The organism is Polaromonas sp. (assembly GCF_029945895.1).
Lineage (GTDB): Bacteria > Pseudomonadota > Gammaproteobacteria > Burkholderiales > Burkholderiaceae_C > Polaromonas.
This window is the reverse complement of sequence record NZ_JAQSDL010000015.1, coordinates 44971-64205: the sequence shown is the minus strand read 5'-3', so window position 1 is coordinate 64205 and position 19235 is coordinate 44971. Positions and strand designations below refer to the sequence as shown.

The 19235-nt window shown below is 58.3% G+C and carries 17 protein-coding genes and 1 tRNA gene; 11 read left to right on the top strand and 7 right to left on the bottom strand.

The genetic code is table 11. The features are described 5' to 3' along the window. Nucleotides 1-144: 144 nt before the first annotated feature. The 6 genes from rsmB to PSV33_RS02190 all read left to right on the top strand — a co-directional run bounded on the left by rsmB (nucleotide 145) and on the right by PSV33_RS02190 (nucleotide 6581). Nucleotides 145-1521, top strand: coding sequence for a 16S rRNA (cytosine(967)-C(5))-methyltransferase RsmB (gene rsmB, locus PSV33_RS02215; RefSeq protein ID WP_300558087.1), 1377 nt, complete (start codon nucleotides 145-147; stop codon nucleotides 1519-1521). Further along, nucleotides 1502-2161, top strand: coding sequence for a DUF4390 domain-containing protein (locus tag PSV33_RS02210; RefSeq protein WP_300558084.1), 660 nt, complete (start codon nucleotides 1502-1504; stop codon nucleotides 2159-2161). The genes rsmB and PSV33_RS02210 overlap by 20 nt, the downstream gene beginning before the upstream one ends. Next, nucleotides 2158-4437 (top strand): ATP-binding protein, encoded by a 2280-nt coding sequence (locus tag PSV33_RS02205; RefSeq protein WP_300558081.1) that lies wholly within the window; start codon nucleotides 2158-2160, stop codon nucleotides 4435-4437. The genes PSV33_RS02210 and PSV33_RS02205 overlap by 4 nt, the downstream gene beginning before the upstream one ends. A 66-nt stretch (nucleotides 4438-4503) precedes the next feature. Beyond that, the gene (locus PSV33_RS02200; protein ID WP_300519716.1) at nucleotides 4504-5181 is read left to right on the top strand and encodes a response regulator; all 678 of its coding nucleotides are present in this window, start codon (nucleotides 4504-4506) and stop codon (nucleotides 5179-5181) included. A gap of 18 nt (nucleotides 5182-5199) precedes the next feature. Then, a tRNA-Phe gene (locus tag PSV33_RS02195) sits at nucleotides 5200-5275 on the top strand. Nucleotides 5276-6329: 1054 nt separating this feature from the next. Continuing rightward, on the top strand, nucleotides 6330-6581 hold the full coding sequence (locus PSV33_RS02190; protein ID WP_300558076.1) for a hypothetical protein: 252 nt from the start codon (nucleotides 6330-6332) through the stop codon (nucleotides 6579-6581). Here PSV33_RS02190 and PSV33_RS02185 read toward each other — a convergent pair. Both PSV33_RS02185 and PSV33_RS02180 read right to left on the bottom strand, forming a co-directional pair. Beyond that, on the bottom strand, nucleotides 6578-6979 hold the full coding sequence (locus tag PSV33_RS02185) for a hypothetical protein (protein ID WP_300558073.1): 402 nt from the start codon (nucleotides 6977-6979) through the stop codon (nucleotides 6578-6580). The genes PSV33_RS02190 and PSV33_RS02185 overlap by 4 nt on opposite strands. Continuing rightward, a complete protein-coding gene (locus PSV33_RS02180; RefSeq protein WP_300558071.1) occupies nucleotides 6976-7674 on the bottom strand; it encodes an SOS response-associated peptidase family protein in 699 nt (232 codons plus the stop codon). The genes PSV33_RS02185 and PSV33_RS02180 overlap by 4 nt, the downstream gene beginning before the upstream one ends. 36 nt (nucleotides 7675-7710) lie before the next feature. Between PSV33_RS02180 and umuD the strand changes: the two genes are divergently transcribed. Further along, a complete protein-coding gene (gene umuD / locus PSV33_RS02175; protein ID WP_300558067.1) occupies nucleotides 7711-8151 on the top strand; it encodes a translesion error-prone DNA polymerase V autoproteolytic subunit in 441 nt (146 codons plus the stop codon). Between the two features lie 4 nt (nucleotides 8152-8155). Further along, nucleotides 8156-9451, top strand: a complete 1296-nt coding sequence (locus PSV33_RS02170; protein ID WP_300558064.1) for a Y-family DNA polymerase — start codon at nucleotides 8156-8158, stop codon at nucleotides 9449-9451. A 139-nt stretch (nucleotides 9452-9590) separates the two neighbouring features. On the opposite strand, the gene PSV33_RS02165 is transcribed toward PSV33_RS02170, so the two are convergent. Continuing rightward, nucleotides 9591-9779 carry a hypothetical protein gene (locus tag PSV33_RS02165; protein WP_300558062.1) on the bottom strand — a complete coding sequence of 63 codons (189 nt, stop codon included), beginning with the start codon at nucleotides 9777-9779 and terminating at the stop codon, nucleotides 9591-9593. A gap of 346 nt (nucleotides 9780-10125) precedes the next feature. Between PSV33_RS02165 and PSV33_RS02160 the strand changes: the two genes are divergently transcribed. From PSV33_RS02160 to PSV33_RS02150, 3 genes are all read left to right on the top strand, one after another. Next, nucleotides 10126-10983, top strand: coding sequence for a hypothetical protein (locus PSV33_RS02160; protein WP_300558060.1), 858 nt, complete (start codon nucleotides 10126-10128; stop codon nucleotides 10981-10983). Between the two features lie 431 nt (nucleotides 10984-11414). Next, nucleotides 11415-11672 carry a helix-turn-helix domain-containing protein gene (locus tag PSV33_RS02155; RefSeq protein WP_300558057.1) on the top strand — a complete coding sequence of 86 codons (258 nt, stop codon included), beginning with the start codon at nucleotides 11415-11417 and terminating at the stop codon, nucleotides 11670-11672. Beyond that, nucleotides 11669-12943: an AAA family ATPase gene (locus PSV33_RS02150; protein WP_300558054.1), complete on the top strand. Its 1275-nt coding sequence runs from the start codon at nucleotides 11669-11671 to the stop codon at nucleotides 12941-12943. The genes PSV33_RS02155 and PSV33_RS02150 overlap by 4 nt, the downstream gene beginning before the upstream one ends. Nucleotides 12944-13646: 703 nt before the next feature. Here PSV33_RS02150 and PSV33_RS02145 read toward each other — a convergent pair. The 4 genes from PSV33_RS02145 to PSV33_RS02130 form a co-directional block, all read right to left on the bottom strand. Then, a complete protein-coding gene (locus tag PSV33_RS02145) occupies nucleotides 13647-14120 on the bottom strand; it encodes a hypothetical protein (protein WP_300558051.1) in 474 nt (157 codons plus the stop codon). Nucleotides 14121-14375: 255 nt separating this feature from the next. Beyond that, nucleotides 14376-16913 carry a GIY-YIG nuclease family protein gene (locus PSV33_RS02140; RefSeq protein ID WP_300558048.1) on the bottom strand — a complete coding sequence of 846 codons (2538 nt, stop codon included), beginning with the start codon at nucleotides 16911-16913 and terminating at the stop codon, nucleotides 14376-14378. Continuing rightward, entirely contained in the window at nucleotides 16906-18513 is a 1608-nt protein-coding gene (locus PSV33_RS02135; protein ID WP_300558045.1) for an Eco57I restriction-modification methylase domain-containing protein, read from the bottom strand. The genes PSV33_RS02140 and PSV33_RS02135 overlap by 8 nt, the downstream gene beginning before the upstream one ends. After that, a complete protein-coding gene (locus PSV33_RS02130; RefSeq protein WP_300558042.1) occupies nucleotides 18510-19154 on the bottom strand; it encodes a DNA methyltransferase in 645 nt (214 codons plus the stop codon). The genes PSV33_RS02135 and PSV33_RS02130 overlap by 4 nt, the downstream gene beginning before the upstream one ends. Between the last annotated feature and the right edge of the window lie 81 nt (nucleotides 19155-19235).

The following is a 19235-nucleotide window of genomic DNA, read 5'->3' as shown; positions in this document are numbered from 1 at the left end:
GGTTCCTGCGATGGACCGGAACAGCCTCATCGGGCCGGGCACCGGGGTGCGAGCGGTCGCCAGGACTGGTCTAATAGGCGCAGTGCCGCCCGCTTCCGGGCGGCTTGAAGCAGCAGCGCCCCAGGGGCTGCCGTCACAGGATTGATGCAAGACAACAAAACCACTCCCATCCCTCTGTGGCGCCAGCTGCAGGGGGCGGCTTCTTTATTGATGGCCATTCGCGCCGGCCGCTCCATGACGGCCGCGCTCGAAGACATCGACTCCAGCCTGCGGCCCGGCGTGCAGGCCCTGGGTTTTCATGCGCTGCGCTGGCTGGGCCGTGCCGAAGCCCTGCGCCAGCAACTGGCCCAGCGACCTCCGCCGCCGGAAGCCGATGCCTTGCTGTGTGTCGCTTTGGCCCTGGCCTGTACGGACAGCGGCTCGGACGACGCGGCCGCCGGCCATCTGCCGGAAGGCGACAACCCCCGTTATACCGCCTACACGCTGGTGGACCAGGCCGTGGAAGCCGCCAAACGCGATGAGGCCACGGTGCACCAGGCCAGCTTCATCAACGGCTGTCTGCGCCGCTTCCTGCGCGAGCGCGACGCGCTGATGGCTGTGACGCAAAGGCACCCGCAGGCGGTCTGGAACCACCCGCAGTGGTGGATAGACCGGGTGCGCAAGGACCACCCTGACCACTGGCAGGCCATCCTGCATGCCAACAATGCCAAAGCGCCCCTGATCCTCCGGATTAATACAAGAAAAACGACTCCAGCCCAATACCTGAAAGCGCTGGCAGCTATGAATATAGTAGCAAGTCCGGTTGGCCCGCATGGGGTGGTGCTGGCGACACCGAGCGCGGTGACGGCGCTGCCCGGATACGCCGAGGGGCATTTTTCGGTGCAGGACGCTGCGGCCCAGATGGCGGCTCCCTTGCTGCTTGACGGGCTGGCCTCAACCACCGGCGCGCCGCTGCGGCTGCTCGATGCCTGCGCCGCACCCGGCGGCAAAACGGCGCATCTGCTGGAACTCGCCGACTGCGAGGTCACGGCGCTCGATATCGATGCGCGCCGCTGCGAGCGCATGGTGCAGAACCTGCAGCGCCTGGGCCTGCAGGCGGACATCCGTGTGGGCGACGCCGCCCGCCCCGATGCCTGGTGGGACGGCCGGCTTTACGACGGCATCCTGCTCGATGCACCGTGTACTGCGTCAGGGATTGTGCGGCGCCACCCCGACGTGCGATGGCTGCGCCGGCCCACCGACATCGCCCAGCTGGCTGCGCTGCAGGCCCGGCTGCTGGAAACCTTGTGGCCGCTGCTGCGGCCGGGCGGCCGGCTGCTGTACTGCACCTGCTCGGTTTTCAGGGCCGAAGGCGAGCAGCAGGCCCAAACGTTTGTTACGCACCACAAAGACGCTCATTTCATGCCATCACCCGGTCATTTGCTACCCCAAAGTGGCGCCCTGGAGACCGTCTTCCCGGACAATTTGGAAGGTGAGCACGACGGTTTCTTTTACGCAGTTTTTGAAAAACGCAAAGCCTGACTCGGTGCTGCGGCGGCTGCTGGCGTTCTGGATGTGCACCTTGATGACGCTGGCCTGCCAGGCGGCGCTGGCGACCGAGGTGACCCAGTTGAAGATGGAGCGTTCGGAGGAGGGCGTGTACCTGTCCGCCAGCGTCCATTTCGACCTGCCCCCTGCCGTTGAAGACGCGCTGCTCAAGGGCATTCCCATGTTTTTTGTGGCCGAGGCCGACATCTACCGCAGCCGCTGGTACTGGTACGACAAGCGCATCACCACGGCGACGCGTACGATGCGCCTGGCGTTCCAGCCGCTGACCCGGCGCTGGCGTTTCAACGTGATGCCCGGCGCCATCAGCGTCACCGGCTTGCGTGCCTCGTTCAGCCAGAACTACGACAATCTTGACGATGCCCTGGCATCCATCCAGCGGTTTTCGCGCTGGCGGATCGCCGATGCGGCCGAAGTCGAGCCCGGTGTCCGGCACAACGTGGATTTCCGCTTCCGGCTCGACCTCTCGCAGTTGCCGCGCCCCTTCCAGATCGGCGTGGCGGGGCAGAAAGACTGGGCCATCACCGTTGAAACCAACCGCGACCTGGTGGCTGAACCGATTCGCGACCTGTCCAGGGATCTCTCGAAGGAAGCCGTCAAAGAGGCGGAGAAGTGAGCCTGAAGGGCCATGTCTCGTCGCTGAAAAGCAGTCCTGCGTTTCGCTGGTCGGTGGGTGTCGGCGTGGGCATCATGGCCGCACTGGGGCTGGTGCTGCTGTTCTTGCTGACCCAGGCCACCGGCAACCGGGAGCTCTACGAACGCAACTACGTGCTGTTGTTCGGGCTGAATGTGGCGGTGGCCGGCCTGCTGCTGCTGGTCATCAGCTGGATCGTGCTGCGGTTGATCCTGCGCCTGCGCAAGGGCAAGTTCGGCAGTCGCCTGCTGGTCAAGCTGGCCGCCATCTTCGCGCTGGTGGGCCTGCTTCCCGGCATGATGATTTACGTGGTGTCCTACCAGTTCGTTTCGCGCTCGATCGAAAGCTGGTTTGACGTGAAGGTCGAAGGCGCCCTTGATGCCGGTCTGAACCTGGGCCGCGTCACGCTCGACACGCTGGCCACCGAGCTGGGCAACAAGACCCGCGCCGCCGCAGGCCAACTGACGCAGACACCCGATGCCTCGGCCGGCCTGGCGCTGGAACGCCTGCGCGAGCAGCTGGCCGTCAGCGACGTCGTATTGTGGACGGCGTCCGGACAGATGATTGCCAGCGCCGGAGACTCGCGCTACTCCCTCAAGCCCGAGCGGCCGCCGGCGCAACTGCTGCGCAATGCGCGCAACCAGCGCGTGGCCACACAGATAGAGGGCCTCGACGAGGTGGCCTTGCCTGGCGCCGAGCCACCGGGCAGCGCTGCAAGTCTTGCCGCGGGCAGTGCGACCCCGCCCCGCATCAAGGCCCTGGCGCTGATCAGCAACCCCAATGTCGGGCTGCTTGGCGAAATCCGTTTCCTGCAGGTGACCGAAGTGTTGCCGGTCAGCCTGGTCGCCAACGCCATCGCCGTGCAGGAGGCCAACCGCGAGTACCAGGAGCGCGCCCTGGCCCGGGGTGGCCTGCGCAAAATGTACATAGGCACACTCACGCTCAGTTTGTTCCTGGCGGTGTTCGGTGCTGTGCTGCTGGCAGTGTTGCTGGGCAACCAGCTGGCCCGGCCCCTGCTGGTGCTGGCTGAAGGGGTGCGGCAGGTGGCCCAGGGCGACCTGACGCCCAAGGCGGCCCTGCAAGGAAAGGACGAACTGGGCGGGCTGACCCGTTCCTTTGCCGACATGACCCAGCAACTGGCCGACGCCCGCGGGGCAGTGCAAAAAAGCATGGATCAGGTGGACGCCGCACGCGCCAACCTGCAGACCATCCTCGACAACCTCACCGCCGGCGTCATGGTGCTGGACCTCAAGGGGCGCATCCAGACCAGCAACCCCGGTGCCACGCGCATCCTGCGCGTGCCGCTGGCGGCCTACCATGGGCGTTCGCTCCGCGACATTCCGGGGCTGGAAGTGTTTGCGCAAGGGGTGCAGGCCCAGTTCGACGCCTACTTTGGCGAGAACCAGCTGCACGATGTGGAGCACTGGCAGCAGTCGTTCGAACTCAATGCCGCGCAGCCCGGCGCACCTGACAACGCCATCACGCTGATTGCACGCGGCGCCAAGATGCCCGGCAGTGAATGCCTGCTGGTGTTCGACGATGTGTCCGAAATGGTCTCTGCCCAGCGCGCCCAGGCCTGGGGCGAAGTGGCGCGCCGGCTGGCCCATGAGATCAAGAACCCGCTCACGCCCATCCAGCTGTCGGCAGAGCGGCTGGAGATGAAGCTCACTGGCAAGGTGGCCGAGCCCGAACAGATCCTGCTGACCAAGTCGGTCAAGACCATCGTTGACCAGGTCGATGCCATGAAACGCCTGGTCAACGAATTTCGCGACTACGCCCGCCTGCCGGCTGCCGAGCTCAAGCCCGTCGACCTCAATGCGCTGGTCAATGACGTCATGCAGCTTTACGCCAGCGAGAACGCCGTGGTGCCGGTTTACACCGAGCTCGACCCGGCTTGCCCCCCGATCAAGGCAGATTCGCAACAGATACGGCAGGTCATTCACAACTTGTTGCAAAACGCCCAGGATGCCCAGGAGGGACGGGCAGATGGCCGCGTGCTGCTCAAAACCGAGTACTCGGAAACCTCAAAACGGGTGCGTCTGACGGTGCGCGACAAGGGCACGGGCTTCCCGGAACACATTCTGAAACGGGCCTTTGAACCCTATGTCACGACCAAGGTCAAGGGCACGGGTTTAGGGCTGGCCGTCGTCAAGAAAATCGCCGATGAACATGGCGCACGCGTGGATATTTCCAATCGCCTGGTTGACGGCGTCGTGCAAGGCGCCCAAGTATCGTTATCATTCGCAGTTGTGACATAACAACACTGCGGGCCCGGAGGTGGGTACCGCAGAATTGACAACTGCAGGCAGGGGTAGCGTTTCAACATGGCAAACATTCTGGTAGTCGATGACGAGCTGGGCATACGTGACCTGCTTTCCGAAATTCTCAACGACGAAGGACATCAGGTCGAACTCGCAGAGAACGCAGCGCAGGCGCGCGCCGCGCGTGGGCGATCCCGGCCCGACCTCGTGCTGCTCGATATCTGGATGCCGGACACCGACGGTGTGACGCTCCTCAAGGAGTGGTCTTCCAGCGGCCTGCTGAGCATGCCGGTGATCATGATGAGCGGACACGCCACCATCGACACGGCCGTGGAAGCCACCAAGATAGGCGCGATTGCATTTCTTGAAAAACCCATCACGCTGCAAAAGCTGCTCAAGGCGGTCGAGCAGGGGCTCATCAAATCAGCAGGCCGCAAACCATTGGCGGCTCCTGCAGCACTGCTGCATGCGGTGGACATGACGGTGGAAGTCGCAATGACCGGCCAGGTGATGCCTGTGGCGGTAGACCTCGGTCCGCAAGCCACGCAGAGTTTCCTGCTCGAAAAGCCGCTGCGCGATGCGCGCGACGAGTTCGAAAAAGCCTATTTCGAGTTTCACCTGGCCAAGGAAGGCGGCTCCATGACCCGCGTGGCAGAAAAGACCGGACTGGAGCGCACCCACCTGTACCGCAAGCTCAAGCAGCTCGGCGTGGACCTGACCCGGGGCAAGCGCGCCGCCTGATATATAATCTGAGGCTCAGGCCCGGTAGCTCAGTCGGTAGAGCAGAGGATTGAAAATCCTTGTGTCGGTGGTTCGATTCCGCCCCAGGCCACCAGTTAAACCCTCATGGGTATTAGAAACCCCGCTATTGATTTAATAGCGGGGTTTTTTCTTTTCCGTGCGATGTAACGGCGGATGTAAGAAGATTCCGCGTATTTGCCGCTGATGGAGGGGTTCGCTGAGGCAAGTGCGGTGCCTGAGCGCCTTTGGTTTACGCGCGGGCTGAGGGAGCCCCTTGGGGGCGGACGGGCAGATCGCGCAGACCAATGCCGCGCAGCGGCGAGGCCCAGGGTGGGCGGGGCAGACACAAGATGACTGGCCAAAGTCCACTGACTAAACCAATGCGCGTAGCGCCTGACAAATGCAAGGGTGCTGGCACATCACAAGGAAGTGCAGGCGGCACCGCGCAGGGCGCGAATGCGAACGGGAAGCGGGGTCGGCTGTGCGACCTAACCCCAGCGAAGGCCACTTTGCATAAGGCCTGTTTTGGAAACCCGTGAGGGCGCGTAGCGGTGTGGTGCACCAAGTGGAGCTTCAGCGGAACGACTGAACCACACTTGCCAAAATGCGGCCTTATGTAAAAGCAAAGCGGGTGGCTGTAGCGGGCATGCGCCACAAACACAACGATGACAACGCGACAGCATGGTGCCTTCTGGCCCGGGCGAAGCCGGGGCCACTGACTGAACTGCAACGCAACGAGAACCGCAAAGCGGTGATGTCAGGCGGGCCGCCCGTGGCGCAAAGCGCCATTGTGCAAAGGGCGGCACGCTTGGCATGACCGCGCTGCCCGAGGCACTGGGCGTCAGCCTCGTGCTTCTCAGCCAGGGCGGTACTCCGCCTTGGCTGCTAACTGGACAACAGACACCCAAGCACTACAAAGCGGTGATGTTGGGCGCGCTGCCCCGGGCGCGCAGCGCCATCCAAAGGGCAGCGGGCACGGCATGACCGCGCTGGGGGAGGCAAACTCAGGCAGCCGCACCCCACGAGGTCGTTGTCGATCAGGAGCGACGCTCATCGCCTACAAATACTGTAGCCCAAGGCCGGCTTTTCTCCGACTACCCACTAAGTACTGTTCGCAAGTAGTCCCATACTTTGAAGAGGAACACGACATGGCCAAACTCCATCTCCGCCGCATAGCTGTTTTTGTCGATGAGCCTGATCCTGGCTGCTTTTACTGGGTGCTGATCGAGTCCAAATACGACGCGTCCGAATGGGAGGACATAGGTTCTTCGGATGAATCGTTCGACACCTGGCAGCAGGCGTGGGACGCCGGCAATAAGCACCTGCTGTCGCAGGTGACGGACCCTAAGAAGGGGCCACTGGTGGCAGGTGAGGACGAAAACAGCAGCCCTGTGGGCTAGTTGTCGCGTCGGATGGCGCCGTGTTTCTCAAAGTAGCCTGGCGTGTTCCAGTGCTGGTCAAAGGTCGGCAGTTTGAAAATGGACTGGTAGTCCTCTGACTGGCCCCGCTTCTCGACCTCGATCGACTCGCTTCCGTCCGCCAGCGTGACGACTTCCAGCGGGATTATGCCCAGGCAGCCATTGCCCTCGGCATGGTCCGGTAAATTGTGGTCATACCAGATGGTCGCCACTTTCTTCCGGGCCTTGATCAACGCCACAATTTCACCCACGGGTGCGGACCGGTGCCGGCGCGCAGGGTCTTTTTCATTCTGGTCGCACAATGCCACCTGGTCTACCACGCCGCCGTCCAGGTGAATGGCGTCCACCAAATAGTCCAGGCTGTCTTTCGTCGCGCTCATAGAAATGTTGCGTCTTTCAGTTTGGGTGCCATCGCCGCGGCCACCAGCTTGTCGGCCGGGTAGTGCCGGATGAAGTCTCTGCCCTGATCTGCAGGCACGTTCAGCCAGGCGTCGTACTGGCTCTCCGGCAGGATCACAACGATCCTCTTCTCATCTTCGGGCCGGTGGTAGTTTTTCAAGAGCGCGTGCTCGGTGGCGTTCATCGTCAGCATGGTGAAGCTCAGCAGCGGCGCCTTGCCTGGCTCTGTCCACACATCCCACAGGCCAGCGATCCCCACGGGCTGCCCGTCGGCCCGGGTGAAGCGGGTCACAACCGCCTTGCCGGTGCGCCAGTCCGGCTCATAAAAGGCGTCAGCCGGCACGATGCAGCGTTGGCCACGTTGCCAAGCCGGGCCGAATGTGAAGTTCTTTTCAATGCCCTCAATGCGTGCGTTGAATGTGGACCGCGCCATTGCTTTTTTGATGCTGTCAGGATCAGGCTTGAGGCGCCAAGGCACCAGGCCCCAACGTCCGAGCAGCGCCTCCTTGGGAGGCACAGCCTCATCGTGGGGATCTGTCTCGGGCGGCTTGCGGATGAACGTGCCGGTGTAACGCGGCCACATGTCCAGCTTGCCTTGCGGCGGTGTTGGCTGCAGCACGTCGAAGTACTTTTTGTAATCCTCGTAGGCCCTGAGCGCTTCAAAGTGGCTGCACATTCTTGAAACTTTACGCTTAATCAATATACTGTATGAATGCACAGTATAAATCCGCCAGACGCCACGGCCTTTTCTTCCGGCCCACGCGTGCCCGTTGCGTGGGTGGATGGCAACCTGCCCGCCGGGTTCCCATCCCCAGCTGAAGATTTTGCCGTCAAGCGGCATGACCTGAATGAGCTGCTGATCACCCATCCCGCCGCGACCTTCATGTGGCGGATCTCGGGGCAGTCCATGATCGAGCTGGGCATTTTTGACGGCGACATCGTGGTCGTCAACCGGGCGCTGCTTCCCGCCAAGCACGGCGACATCGTGGTGGCAGAGGTTGACGGCGATTTCACTGTCAAGCAGTTCTGGCGCCGCGCTGGCGTGGTGCAGTTGCGGCCCGCCAACCCCACGTTTCCAGCCATCCTGTTCCGCGACGGTCAGACCATGACGATCTGCGGCGTGGTTACCGCCACGATCAAACGCTTCAAGTGACGCAATGTTTGCGCTGGTAGATGGGAACAATTTTTACGTAAGCTGCGAGCGCGCGTTTCGACCGGCGTTGAAGAACCGGCCCGTGGTCGTGCTCAGCAACAATGACGGCTGCGCCATCGCCCGTAGCAACGAGGCCAAGGCACTGGGCATTCGCATGGGTGCACCCTGGTTTGAATGCCGCCAGTTGGCGGAGGAACACGGCGTGGTGGCCTTGTCAGCCAACTTCGTGCTGTACGGCGACATGAGCGACCGCATGATGTCCGTCGCCGCCGGGCTGGGGCCGGGGCAAGAGATCTACAGCATCGACGAGTCTTTTATTGACATGGCCGGCGTGCGCGGCGACATCACCGACCGCGCCAGGCGCGTGCGTGAGCGCGTGTTGCAGTGGACGGGCATCCCCACCGGCATCGGCATCGCAGCCACCAAAACCCTCGCCAAGCTGGCCAACCACGTTGCCAAGAGTGCCGATCGCAAGCCAGGCAGCTACCCCGCCGAACTGGCCCGTGTGTGCAATCTTGCGAACTTGCCGGCGGCTGATCTGGACGCCGTGCTGCAAGCCACCGCCGTGGGTGAGGTGTGGGGCGTTGGCCGGCGGATTGCTGATCAGCTGAACGAAGGCGGCGTGTTGACCGTGCTCGACTTGGTGCGGCTGGACCCTGCCACTGTGCGCAGACGCTGGAGCGTGGTACTTGAGCGCACTGTGCGCGAACTGCAAGGCCAACAGTGCATCTCCCTGGAGGACCAGCCGGCACCAAAAAAAGAAATTGCCTATACCCGAAGCTTCGGCGGTGCGGTGACAGAGCTTGCTGACCTTGTGGCGGCCGTCACCCGCTTTGCTAGCGGCGCGGCCGTGAAGTTGCGTGCCCAGGGCAGCAAAGCGGGGCAGCTACAGGTGTTTGCGCACACCAGCGCATTTCGGCCCGGGCCAAAGTACAGCCGCAGCTTGATTCTTCCGCTTCGTCGCCCCACAGACGACAGCATGGCCCTGGTGAACGCCGCAGTGCGCGGCATCGAGGCAATCTACCGGCCAGGCTTCAACTTTGCCAAGGCCGGCGTGATGCTGCTGGATCTGCAAGACGGTGGCATCGAGCAGGGCGAACTGGATCTGGAGCCGGAACCACCGGCACGCGGACAGTTGATGGGAACCCTTGACAAGCTGAATGACCGTTACGGCCGTGGCACCGTGACATTGGGCAGCGCCGGTGTGAAGGGGCCGCAACGTCATTTTGAAATGAAGCAGAACCTTTTGACGCCGCAATACACGACTTGCTGGGCTGACCTACCCGTAGCCAAGGCGTAAGGGCCGCGACGTCCCATACCCATGCCGGCGCACTACGACATACACGCGCGGCCGACCGGACGATCTGTTGGATTGTCTGTCTGTGATGTGTGGCTCGTAATGTGTAAAAAACTTAACCTACCCGTGAGGGTAGGCCGAGTTAAGTAGTGGCAAGTTCCTTGGTAAGCAGGAGCTGCTGTTTAGCGCGATCGTGACGTGACTGGTCCACGTATGCGAGGGACATCTCCTCACCTACGGTAGTGATGTTGTCGAGGATCTTTGCACTGCGTTCGAGAGCAGTGAAGAGGGTGGTGAAGAATGCGAACAGTTGACCGATTGCTTTGCCCATGACGATCCTTAAGGTTGATGGAGTGAGGTAGCTAACCCCCACAGCATGGGCGTAGCCCAAGAAACGTCACGCAGGGTGAAGCGGGGGGGGGTAATCCGCTGTGTGTCGCACTCCCTTTAAGTTCTGGGTTGACACCCAGATTAGATTTTTCACTAAACCCCGATGCTTTCAAGATTAAAAATTTCCCTCAAAATTTTTAAAATTTCACCATATGTCGAGCCAAGTGCAGTAGCCGATACAGTCTGAGGTACATGAATCTAATTCGCCAGTTATGGCGAAGCGTCTGAATCTGGATGCATAGAACTTGTATGAACTGATGCACGTTTAGGGAGAAAAGAACTTGCAAATGGAACAGGACTGGGACGGATCTCCGTTGAGAGCATATCTGTTACGCGATTACTGGACGCCAGATGGCGGCCTATGCCTACTAGCCGGGTTTGATTACGCAGCCCACATTGAAAGTGCACCGTTTCAACCTCAATGGATGCACACGCTGTCCCCCGCTACTTTGCAAGGTCACTATGGACAAGAGGCGGATGAGGTAGACGATCTGCTAAGCAGGATGAATAGCGATCTTGATGAACTTCGTACTGCCTGGGCGGGTTGCAAGAGGGATTCGGAAGCTGAAGATTACTCACCAACATTCTTTATCGAATGGGCGTTATCAAAAAAATTCCCCCCTGATTGGCTGGAATGGGCAATTTGGAGAGGGCTCTATATTCCAAAGCAGGAGGCGGATGACTCCTCGCAGTCAGATTTTGATAAGGCCAGTCTTGGCTATCCTCTTGAGTTAGCTTTGGACTCTCAAGCAGCCGTAGGGAGTACGGATCCTCTGCCTGATGTGCCGGCGATAGCTGACACTGAGACCCAGGCCGCGCCAGTGAATTCAGATAGCATCACCTCAAAACAAGTAGCTCTTTTCTTTGATCGCCTGCCCTACCCTGCCGATAGCTGGCCCAAGCGTCTGAGCGATACCAAATGGCTAAAGCCCGCCAGAATTTCTCAAGGTGAGGTAGGCGGCGTAACTGCCCGATGGTGCCCACTTATATTGGCCCGATTGATTCACGCCCGCGAAGAGGGAAACGTGAAGCAGAAAACCCTTGCAGCACTGAATGCCCGGTTCAAAAAGCACACCGCGTTACTACCTTGGCGCGATGCCTGGAACGAGCACTATGAAATGTTTACAAACGCGAATAGTGACTAATCAAATTCCGGGAATTAATTCCGGCTTCAGTCATTGCAGTAAACGCAAGTCGATGATTTAGAACGGCTTACTAATTCCGGGATACCTTCTAAAAAACCCCGGAAATTTCCAATTCGCTTATTCCTAGCCCGGACGCCTTGCAATGTTTGCAGGCCAGAGCTGCTAGGTAAGAAAGCGTACATGCAAGTCCTACACAGCACCGATACTCGCCAACAGGCGAGGATCCCGACCTTCACACCCCTCGCGCAAGTGCAACGTACCCACGTTGACACCAACGCCGCCGCCTTTTACATGAACCGCCGCCCTCAGACTTTGAGAGGTTGGCATTGTCATGGCGACTTCCCAACCGATGGTTTGCGCCCGCTAGTGCTAAACGGCCGACTGGCTTGGAGCGTTGCGGCGATCAAATCAGCAATGGGGGTCAAATAAAAATGGCGATCAATATAAAAGCCCCCGATCTGCCGCGAACATTGAAAGAGATGGTTGAGATATTGAATGCCAACCAATCCGGTTACGTCAGTACTTTGGACTTCTTAAAGAAAGGGATATTGAGTCCTGCTGCTGGCATTGCCAGACTCAAAAAGAAGGGTGTGATGTTTGAAACCATTTTCCAAACGATAACTGATGGGTCAGGTCGGATTCATACAGGAATAGCCTGCTACAAAATTGTAGGGGTAGCCATTCTATGAACCCTGATGAAAACGCCTCGGTTGCAACCGAGGCGGCCAATCCAAAACATTGCGTGATGCATTTATCGGAAAAGTTCGATCTTCGCAACGAGTTTAAGCGCTCATTATTCGCCGACGCTTTCCCTGATGATGGTGGGGTACTAATGCATATGCCATCCGACATGGCTGCCAACGACTTGTTGGAGGACGATGACCCTGATGCAGCGAGTAACCTGCCGGTTTCCCCTGAAGCTCCTGAATCGCGTTACGACCTGCTGACTGATGATGACCTGTGCAAGCTCTCCCCAATGCAATGGCGAATCAAAAATGTGTTGCCTGAACATGGAGTAGCTGCTCTGTACGGCCCGAGTGGTTCAGGAAAGTCGTTCCTTGTACTCAATATGCTGCAAAGCCTTGCATCTGGCCGTGAATGGTTTGGGCGAAAGGTGAAGCAGTGTTCCGTGACTTATATCGTCCTCGAGGGTGAAGCGGGGTTGGCTGGCCGTGTTTCCGCACATCGCATCCAACATGGTTCGATTTCCATGAATATCCGTTATATTGTGCAGCCGTTTAGGCTGCTGGATGCTGACGATATTAACGAACTGGTGGAAGCCATCCAAGCCGCTGGCACTGGTGATGTGGTTGTATTGGATACGCTGAGCCGAGCCACGCCAGGAAGTGATGAGAATGACAGCAAGGCTATGGGACAAATTATTGCCGCAGCGAAGTTACTGCAAGATTTCATCGGCGGTCTGGTGCTGTTGATTCACCACACCGGCAAGGACGCATCGAAAGGAATGCGGGGGCACTCTTCTCTTCATGCTGCCCTGGATTGCGCCATAGAAGTCAGGCGTCACGGTGACCAGCGCGAATGGCTAGTTGCCAAAAGCAAGGACGGTGAAGACGGTGCATCACATCCTTTCAAGTTGGAGGTTGTGTCATTGGGACACGATAACGATGGGGACGAAATCACTTCGTGCGTGGTTGTGCCGGATGAATCAGTGCGAACCATTCAAAAGAAAATGCCGACCCTCGGGAGTAATCAAGTCATCGCTCATAACGCCCTGAGGGAGCCGCTTAGCAAGTCTGTTGATGTTGACAAAGATGGTGCACCACCAGGAAGACCGTGCATTAGCCTTGATGACGCACTTGCGATTGTTGCGCCTTTGATACCGGTGGCAGCTAAATACCAAAAGGAGCGCGCCAAAGCGGCAATTGCCGGGCTTGTGGGTAAAGACGTTGTTGGTACGAAGGGGGATTGGTTGTGGGACAACCAACCGCATGAACATTAAGCTGACCGGGTTCCCTTCCCGTTTCCACCCCCTCTTATAGAGGGGGCGGGTGAACCGGGAAAACGGGAGCATACCCGAACGGTCCAGGAATGCCCAAAACAGGAAGAGCGGGAAAAACGGGAAACCATGTTTGCAGCCAGGAATCTCGAGCCAATGAATTAGTCACCAGCTTAGGGACCAGGAGTGGAGACCGGCGCGCAGCGACGGAGGGTCCACGACGCAGTTCCGGTGGCTGGTGATTAATTTACTATTGAAGTGCCGACAAAAAAACCACTGAACAAGACAGTTGCTTCGCAAATTTATCGGATGCCTTGTCTTGATATGGCCCATGCCATGGGGCATGTCGGACTGGTGACCCTCCCGGCTGCGCCTACGGGTCACCGCCCTCCAGCCCTCCAGCCCTCCAGCCCTCCGGTTCACGCTCAAGGGAAGTCTTTAGGGTTGAAAGTCAGTGTATCGGCTGGATATCGTACGAATTGAACGATTACACATCGTTAGTTCATCGGGTAGATGTATCGGAGAAGTCGCTTTGCCTCAGCAACAACTTTTCAAAATTTCGGCTGTGTATCGGTACTGAAATTTGAGACAAATATACTGTCTTTCGATTCCAGACGTGCAGTGACGGGGGCGGGTTTTGAATATTCAGGTTATCAATCTCAATCGCCCTTGAAAAACCCATTCAGGGGGATTTTTGGCCCTTACATCATTTACAGAACATGTTCTCACCAACCTTCTTGCACATCACCCGCTCTACACCGAACTTGGGCGGATTCAGGGTGAAGGGTTGGCTTGGGGCGACCGCTGCACCGAAGTTGGGGACAACCATAGGAGCATAGGCAGGTGATGTGGCTTGATTGCTGGCCTGAGTTGTCGAAGGCTTAGTCGCGTTTATTAGGGATGCCAACACATCACACGTTTTCTTATCTGCACGACTTCCCGCACTAATAAGCTCACTAACCTTTGCTTGTACTCGCCCTGTTTCCTGACGATAAATATTACTCATTGCCATGACCTTCCCTCGAGCAGCGGTGTCAAGGTCCATCAACTGGGCATTGGCACAGAGATTGCTGTAATGGAAAACCTCAGAATAGTAGTTAATTTCCTCCGGGGTGTTCGTGGTGGCGCATCCGCCCAGAACAATCAGAGAGAGGCTAAAAATTTGGGTTTGGTGTTTCATGTGTCGGAGTATGGCAGTCCCCTCGCTGTCGCAGCGTGTGATTTAAATCACACACCAGCCTTGCTTAAAATTTGCGGTGGCTGAAGCTCATGTAGAGGCGACTAGATTTTTTGATCTCTTTGCCATCTCGCGCTCGGACTACACCAGGTTGACATCCTTCCCATTGACCAACACCTTGCCGATCTGCCGCCCGTAGCGACCCCGTTTCCGCTTCTGGACGTTCACCGTTTTCTGAAACGAACCTGATAAAGACCCTCACTCCTTCGCAACGACGGTGTCATATAAGCCGTAATGAGTAAGACCCTGGTGGCTCTCGACACCGGTATAGCGGAGTGATGCATCTTCGTAACGCCGGAACGCAAATACCGCCTGGTTCATCTGCTCTGTGTTAAACACCTTGAGGCGCACGAGCAGGTGAAAGTCCTTCACAGTCAGCCCCGTGACCGTCTCGAACAAGCCGGGCTCTATTTTGGTGATCACGTCTTGCAGCTTGTTCTCTCTAAAATCGGTCAGATACATGAATGCTGGAATTCGGGTGGCGAACTTGATGAGTTTCTCCTGTATCAGCTTCCGCTTGGACTTATATTCCTTCTCCTCCTCGGTTAGCATCTTCTTCTCTTTGGCCGACAAGTCCTTGCCCTTCGCCTTATCCTTTAGCTTCTTCACGAGATCGCTCTTGTTGATGATGGTTTCGATGATGTTGTCGCCAAGCGCGCGCCACCCTTCGATGCGTTCCATGGCGGCCATCGCCTCTGGGTTGTTGAGGATACGGCGCAGTGTGTCGTTATCCACATTGACGAGCAGCGCACTCTCCCATTTGCGTGCAAGCAGCGTGGCTGAGGTCCCGGCCATTGCGATGTCGAGGATGCCGCCCGCATCGATTTGCGTCATATTCGCACCGTCGTAGGCAAGGACAGGCAGAAACGATACGAGGTCCTTGACAGCATTTTCTGGGTTCAGCTCGTTGGGCGAGAGCCCGATCCCGTATTCAGAGAGCTGCCGCAGCGCCCGCGTGGGTGCGAAGTCAAACACGAAGCAAATCGGCTTGAGGATTTCCTCCTCCTTCGGGTCATCACCGTTGGGGTTCTTGATCGACCAAGGCGACTGCACGCGAAACGCCGCCTGGAAGTAAGTTTCTGGCGACTTCAGATTGCGCAGCATCAGGATGGAAGACCACTGCGCCACAGTGACGCCAGTCGTGAGCTTGCCGCACGAAAGCGTGATGGTCTTGGTTTCGAAGCCGCTGCCGATGGCCTCACGCACGGGTGGCAATGCCTCCAAGCCGATACCCGCCGCGGCACCAGCGGCGACAAGCGCGTCGTAGTCGTGCCAGAAAACATTGTGCTTCTCGGCCAACAGATTCGCCATCGCGTGGCAGGCCGCGACGTTGGGCAGAAACCAAAACGAGTGCTGGAGATATGGGAGCAGGCGTACGTCCGAATAGGGGAACGGCGGCCGGGTGCCAGTCTTGAGATGTTCTACCGCCCTCGGCGCATAGCCGCCACGAATGATGTCCAGCCACTTCTGTACATCGCTCTTGTGCTTGAACTGCGCCTTGGCGCCTGTTCCAGTGGCCTCAAAAAACGCGTTGAGATCGAACTCATCAAACTCTCCGGCGCTAGCAATCGCCACTAGCTCGTCCGGCATCTGATAGGTTAGCAGCCGCATCTGCGGCAGCGCGCCATAAGGGTTCCATTTGGTGGGGCTCTTCTTTGCAAACTCCTCCTTAGCCCGCTGTTCGTCAGTGTAGGTCCAATTGAAAATCTGCTCTTCAATAAATTCGCCTGTGGCCAGCGCCTTGAAGGGCGTGCCGGAGAGATAGAGGTAGGCTTTGGTGTTGATGGGCAGGAACTGGGTCTCCTTAGTGGAGAGCACGCCGAGGTCTTCGTTCACGTCTTCCAGACCGGCGGCGTACTCCAGCTTTGTTTCCTTTTTTGCGACTGCAGCGTCTTCGCCCTCGAACAACTCCTTGGCGGTGTCGCGCCACGCGCCGAAGTGGTATTCGTCAAACACCACCAAATCCCAGTTCACCACATGAAGCCATTCGTTCTTGGCTTTGATGTTACCCACCGAATCACGCCCCAGCAGATCTTGAAAGGACCCGAAGTAGACCAGTGGCTTCTTCTTGGAAATATCGGTCGGGTCGCTTTCAGAATTGCGAGACATGTATTGCCAGCCGTCGAAATCTGCGTGCGATTCGAGGTCGGTCTGCCACGCGTCCTCCACTGCGGGCTTGAAGGTAAGCACCAGCACTCGCTTCGCCCCGAGTTTTTTTGCGAGCTGGTAGCTGGTGAAGGTTTTGCCAAAGCGCATCTTGGCATTCCATAGAAAGCGCGGGGCGGCTTGTTTGTCCTCCGCCCAGATCGAGTGGAAGTAGTCGTAGGTCTTGTCCACCGCTACAGCCTGTTCCTTCCGCATCGCGAAAGTCTGCGAGTGCGTGCCGGTGAACTTCTTTCCCGTGCGAAGCTCAGTGAGCACAGTCTTCACGTCCTTAAGCGTGCAGCGCATCCACTCCAGTTCGGTGTTCTTGATGCCCTTTCTGGCGAGGGCTGCGCGCACCTCGTGATCGGTAAAAATCGTGCCGTCGTCGCGCTCTCCGGACTCGTCGAGCTCGATCTTGTAGTTCTTAATCGCGGCAGTCTTAAGCTGTTCGGCGACGCGCTGTTTCACATTGCGCGTGGTCTGCCCCACCTTGAGCAGACCCGCGTGCGCCTTGTCTTCTATGGCGTAGGCGTAGATGCGTGGCCGCGCTACCGGCTTGGGCACAAGGATTTCGTCAATACTCTTATTCATCGTTGCTGTCGGCTGCTACGGCGGCATCGAACAACTCGCTGTCGTGCTCTGCCACTTGCGACTCGATGAATGCGATCTCTTCGGCCGTCAGACCGTAGCGTTTGTACAGCTTAGCGTCGGTCCACTCCTTCGCCAACGGAAGGTCGGGAATGAAGGCATACACGTTCTTTGGTGCGTCCTGAGTGGATTTACGAAGCGAGACCAGGAATCTGGCGAAACGGGTACGCAGGTAGCTTCCATATCTCAAGGCCTCGCGCTCGTCGTCGAAGACACCTGCCACGACATAGCTCTCAGTACATGCTGTTCCTGGCTCAGCGATAACCGGCTTACTCAGAAACTTGGTTTCGATTGCGGCGCTGGTTCCTTGAACTCGAGTCATGAGGACTTTCCACTTGTCAATCCACTCAGAATTGACCGGGATATCCCGGCGTTCGACCCAACTGATGCGCTGCGACCCGAACAGCTTAATTGGCTGCTTCAGCCCCTTGTTGTCCGGCTTGCCGTGAAAGAAAGTCCGTAGACCGAACGGCTTCTGGCTGGACACGCGTGCGTCTAGCGTGGGCTCGCGTTTGGCCCTCACCTTTTCAAGGATCGGCACCGCCTCGTTGCGCCGAACGAGGATGTCGTAGGCATCTAGATGGCGTGCCACGGTAGGCCCAGTTGGCTGCCCGTCCCAGATGGTCTCAACCTCGCACAGCCCAGCATGGTTGCGATCCCATACGAAATAGGAGATGCCGCCGCGAATCTTCACGCCCGGAAAGCCCTCGTAAAGTTTTGGGTAATCTACGACCCTCAGCATTCGCTTGTCCGAAAGCATCTTCGCTCTGTACTTGTCGAGCCCCTTGCCCCCTGCCATCCACCGCGACGGAGTCACGAACACCGCGAAGCGTGGGTCAAGGTCAAGAGCGTTCTCCACAAAGAGCTGGTAGATAGGCGCAGCGCTGGTCCCATAGCCACCGTCGTCCAGTTGATATGGTGGGTTCCCGATGATGACGTCGAATTGCATATTGCCTCCAAATAACGCGGCCAGCCGGGTTTTGATGTTCTCTGTATGAATGAACGCGTATGCGTGGGTTTCCAGGCCAGCCGCACGATCAAAAACTGATTTTCCAGCACCACAAAATTTGCACTTTTCACCAGCCCACGTGTGCTTCATACGCTTGAACCAAATGTTTCCATCATCGCTGGCGAAGGATTTGACGATGGAGTGCGAACCGTTGGCGCGCTTTGAGCAATAGACGCTTCGGCGGGCCAAAAGGCTGGTGATTTGCGTGATGCCGATGCCGAATACCTGCTGGGTCAGGATGTGATTCACCCTCTCTTCCAGGTTCGGAATTTCCTTCTCTAACCCCTGGGTAAGGCGGGCGGTGATCTCACGCAAAAACACGCCGGATTTGGTGCAAGGGTCCAAAAACTTGACCGTCTTGTCGGCCCAGAGGTTCGCGCCTTTGTTGCCCGCTGCCCACGCCTCGGCGAGTGTGTCCAACATCTTGTTGGCGAACTCCGGCGGCGTGAACACTTCGTCGTTGGAGAGGTTGGCTATGCACGTCAGCACGTCGGGGTTGCGGTTGCGCAAGGTAAAACTGGCCTGGTTAGTCATGCCGGGGCCTCCTGAACACTGGTGGCCAGCTCGTTTACCACCATGGGCGGATAAGTTCTGGTAGGCGTGAAAATTTCGTGCTTGCCGAGCTGGGCGAAGAGCGACCCCTCAGCACTGAATGCCGACGAACCGGTGAGAACGTCGAGACGGAAGTCGCGCCGCTGGAACCGGCCCTTGCCCAGATAGGCCCACTCGGCAAAGGTGATTGGCAGGGCCTCTTGGGTGCGCATCGTCATGGCGTCACCGTGCACAAGATTTTGCGAAAGCACATAGAAAGCGGCGCGGTACAGATCGTCTGCCTCATCAAGCTGCAGATACTCGGAAAAAATCTCCAGCATGTTCGCGCGGCACTCGGCAATGTTGTCTGGCAGCAGTTCGATGCCGTAGAGGCACATCAGTCCGAGCAGCGCATAGTGCCTTCGCTCGAAATCTGACTTCCCGTATTTGAGTTCCACTGCGGCCAGCTTGCGGCGCAGGATCTGCACGAGGAAGTTGCCGCTCCCGCACGCCGGCTCCAAGAAACGCGAGTCTATACGTTCGGTCTCGCCCTTGACGAGATCGAGCATTGCCTCGACCATCCAGGCGGGGGTGAAGACCTCCCCGTGGTCAGCGACACGCTTTTTGGACTTGACGAGTTTCATGTTCCGGTAACAATCTAGCAGGTTGTTTTAGTTGGATATAGGCGCCCGAACGCGGTAGGTCCGTCGGGGCAGTCTATCAGG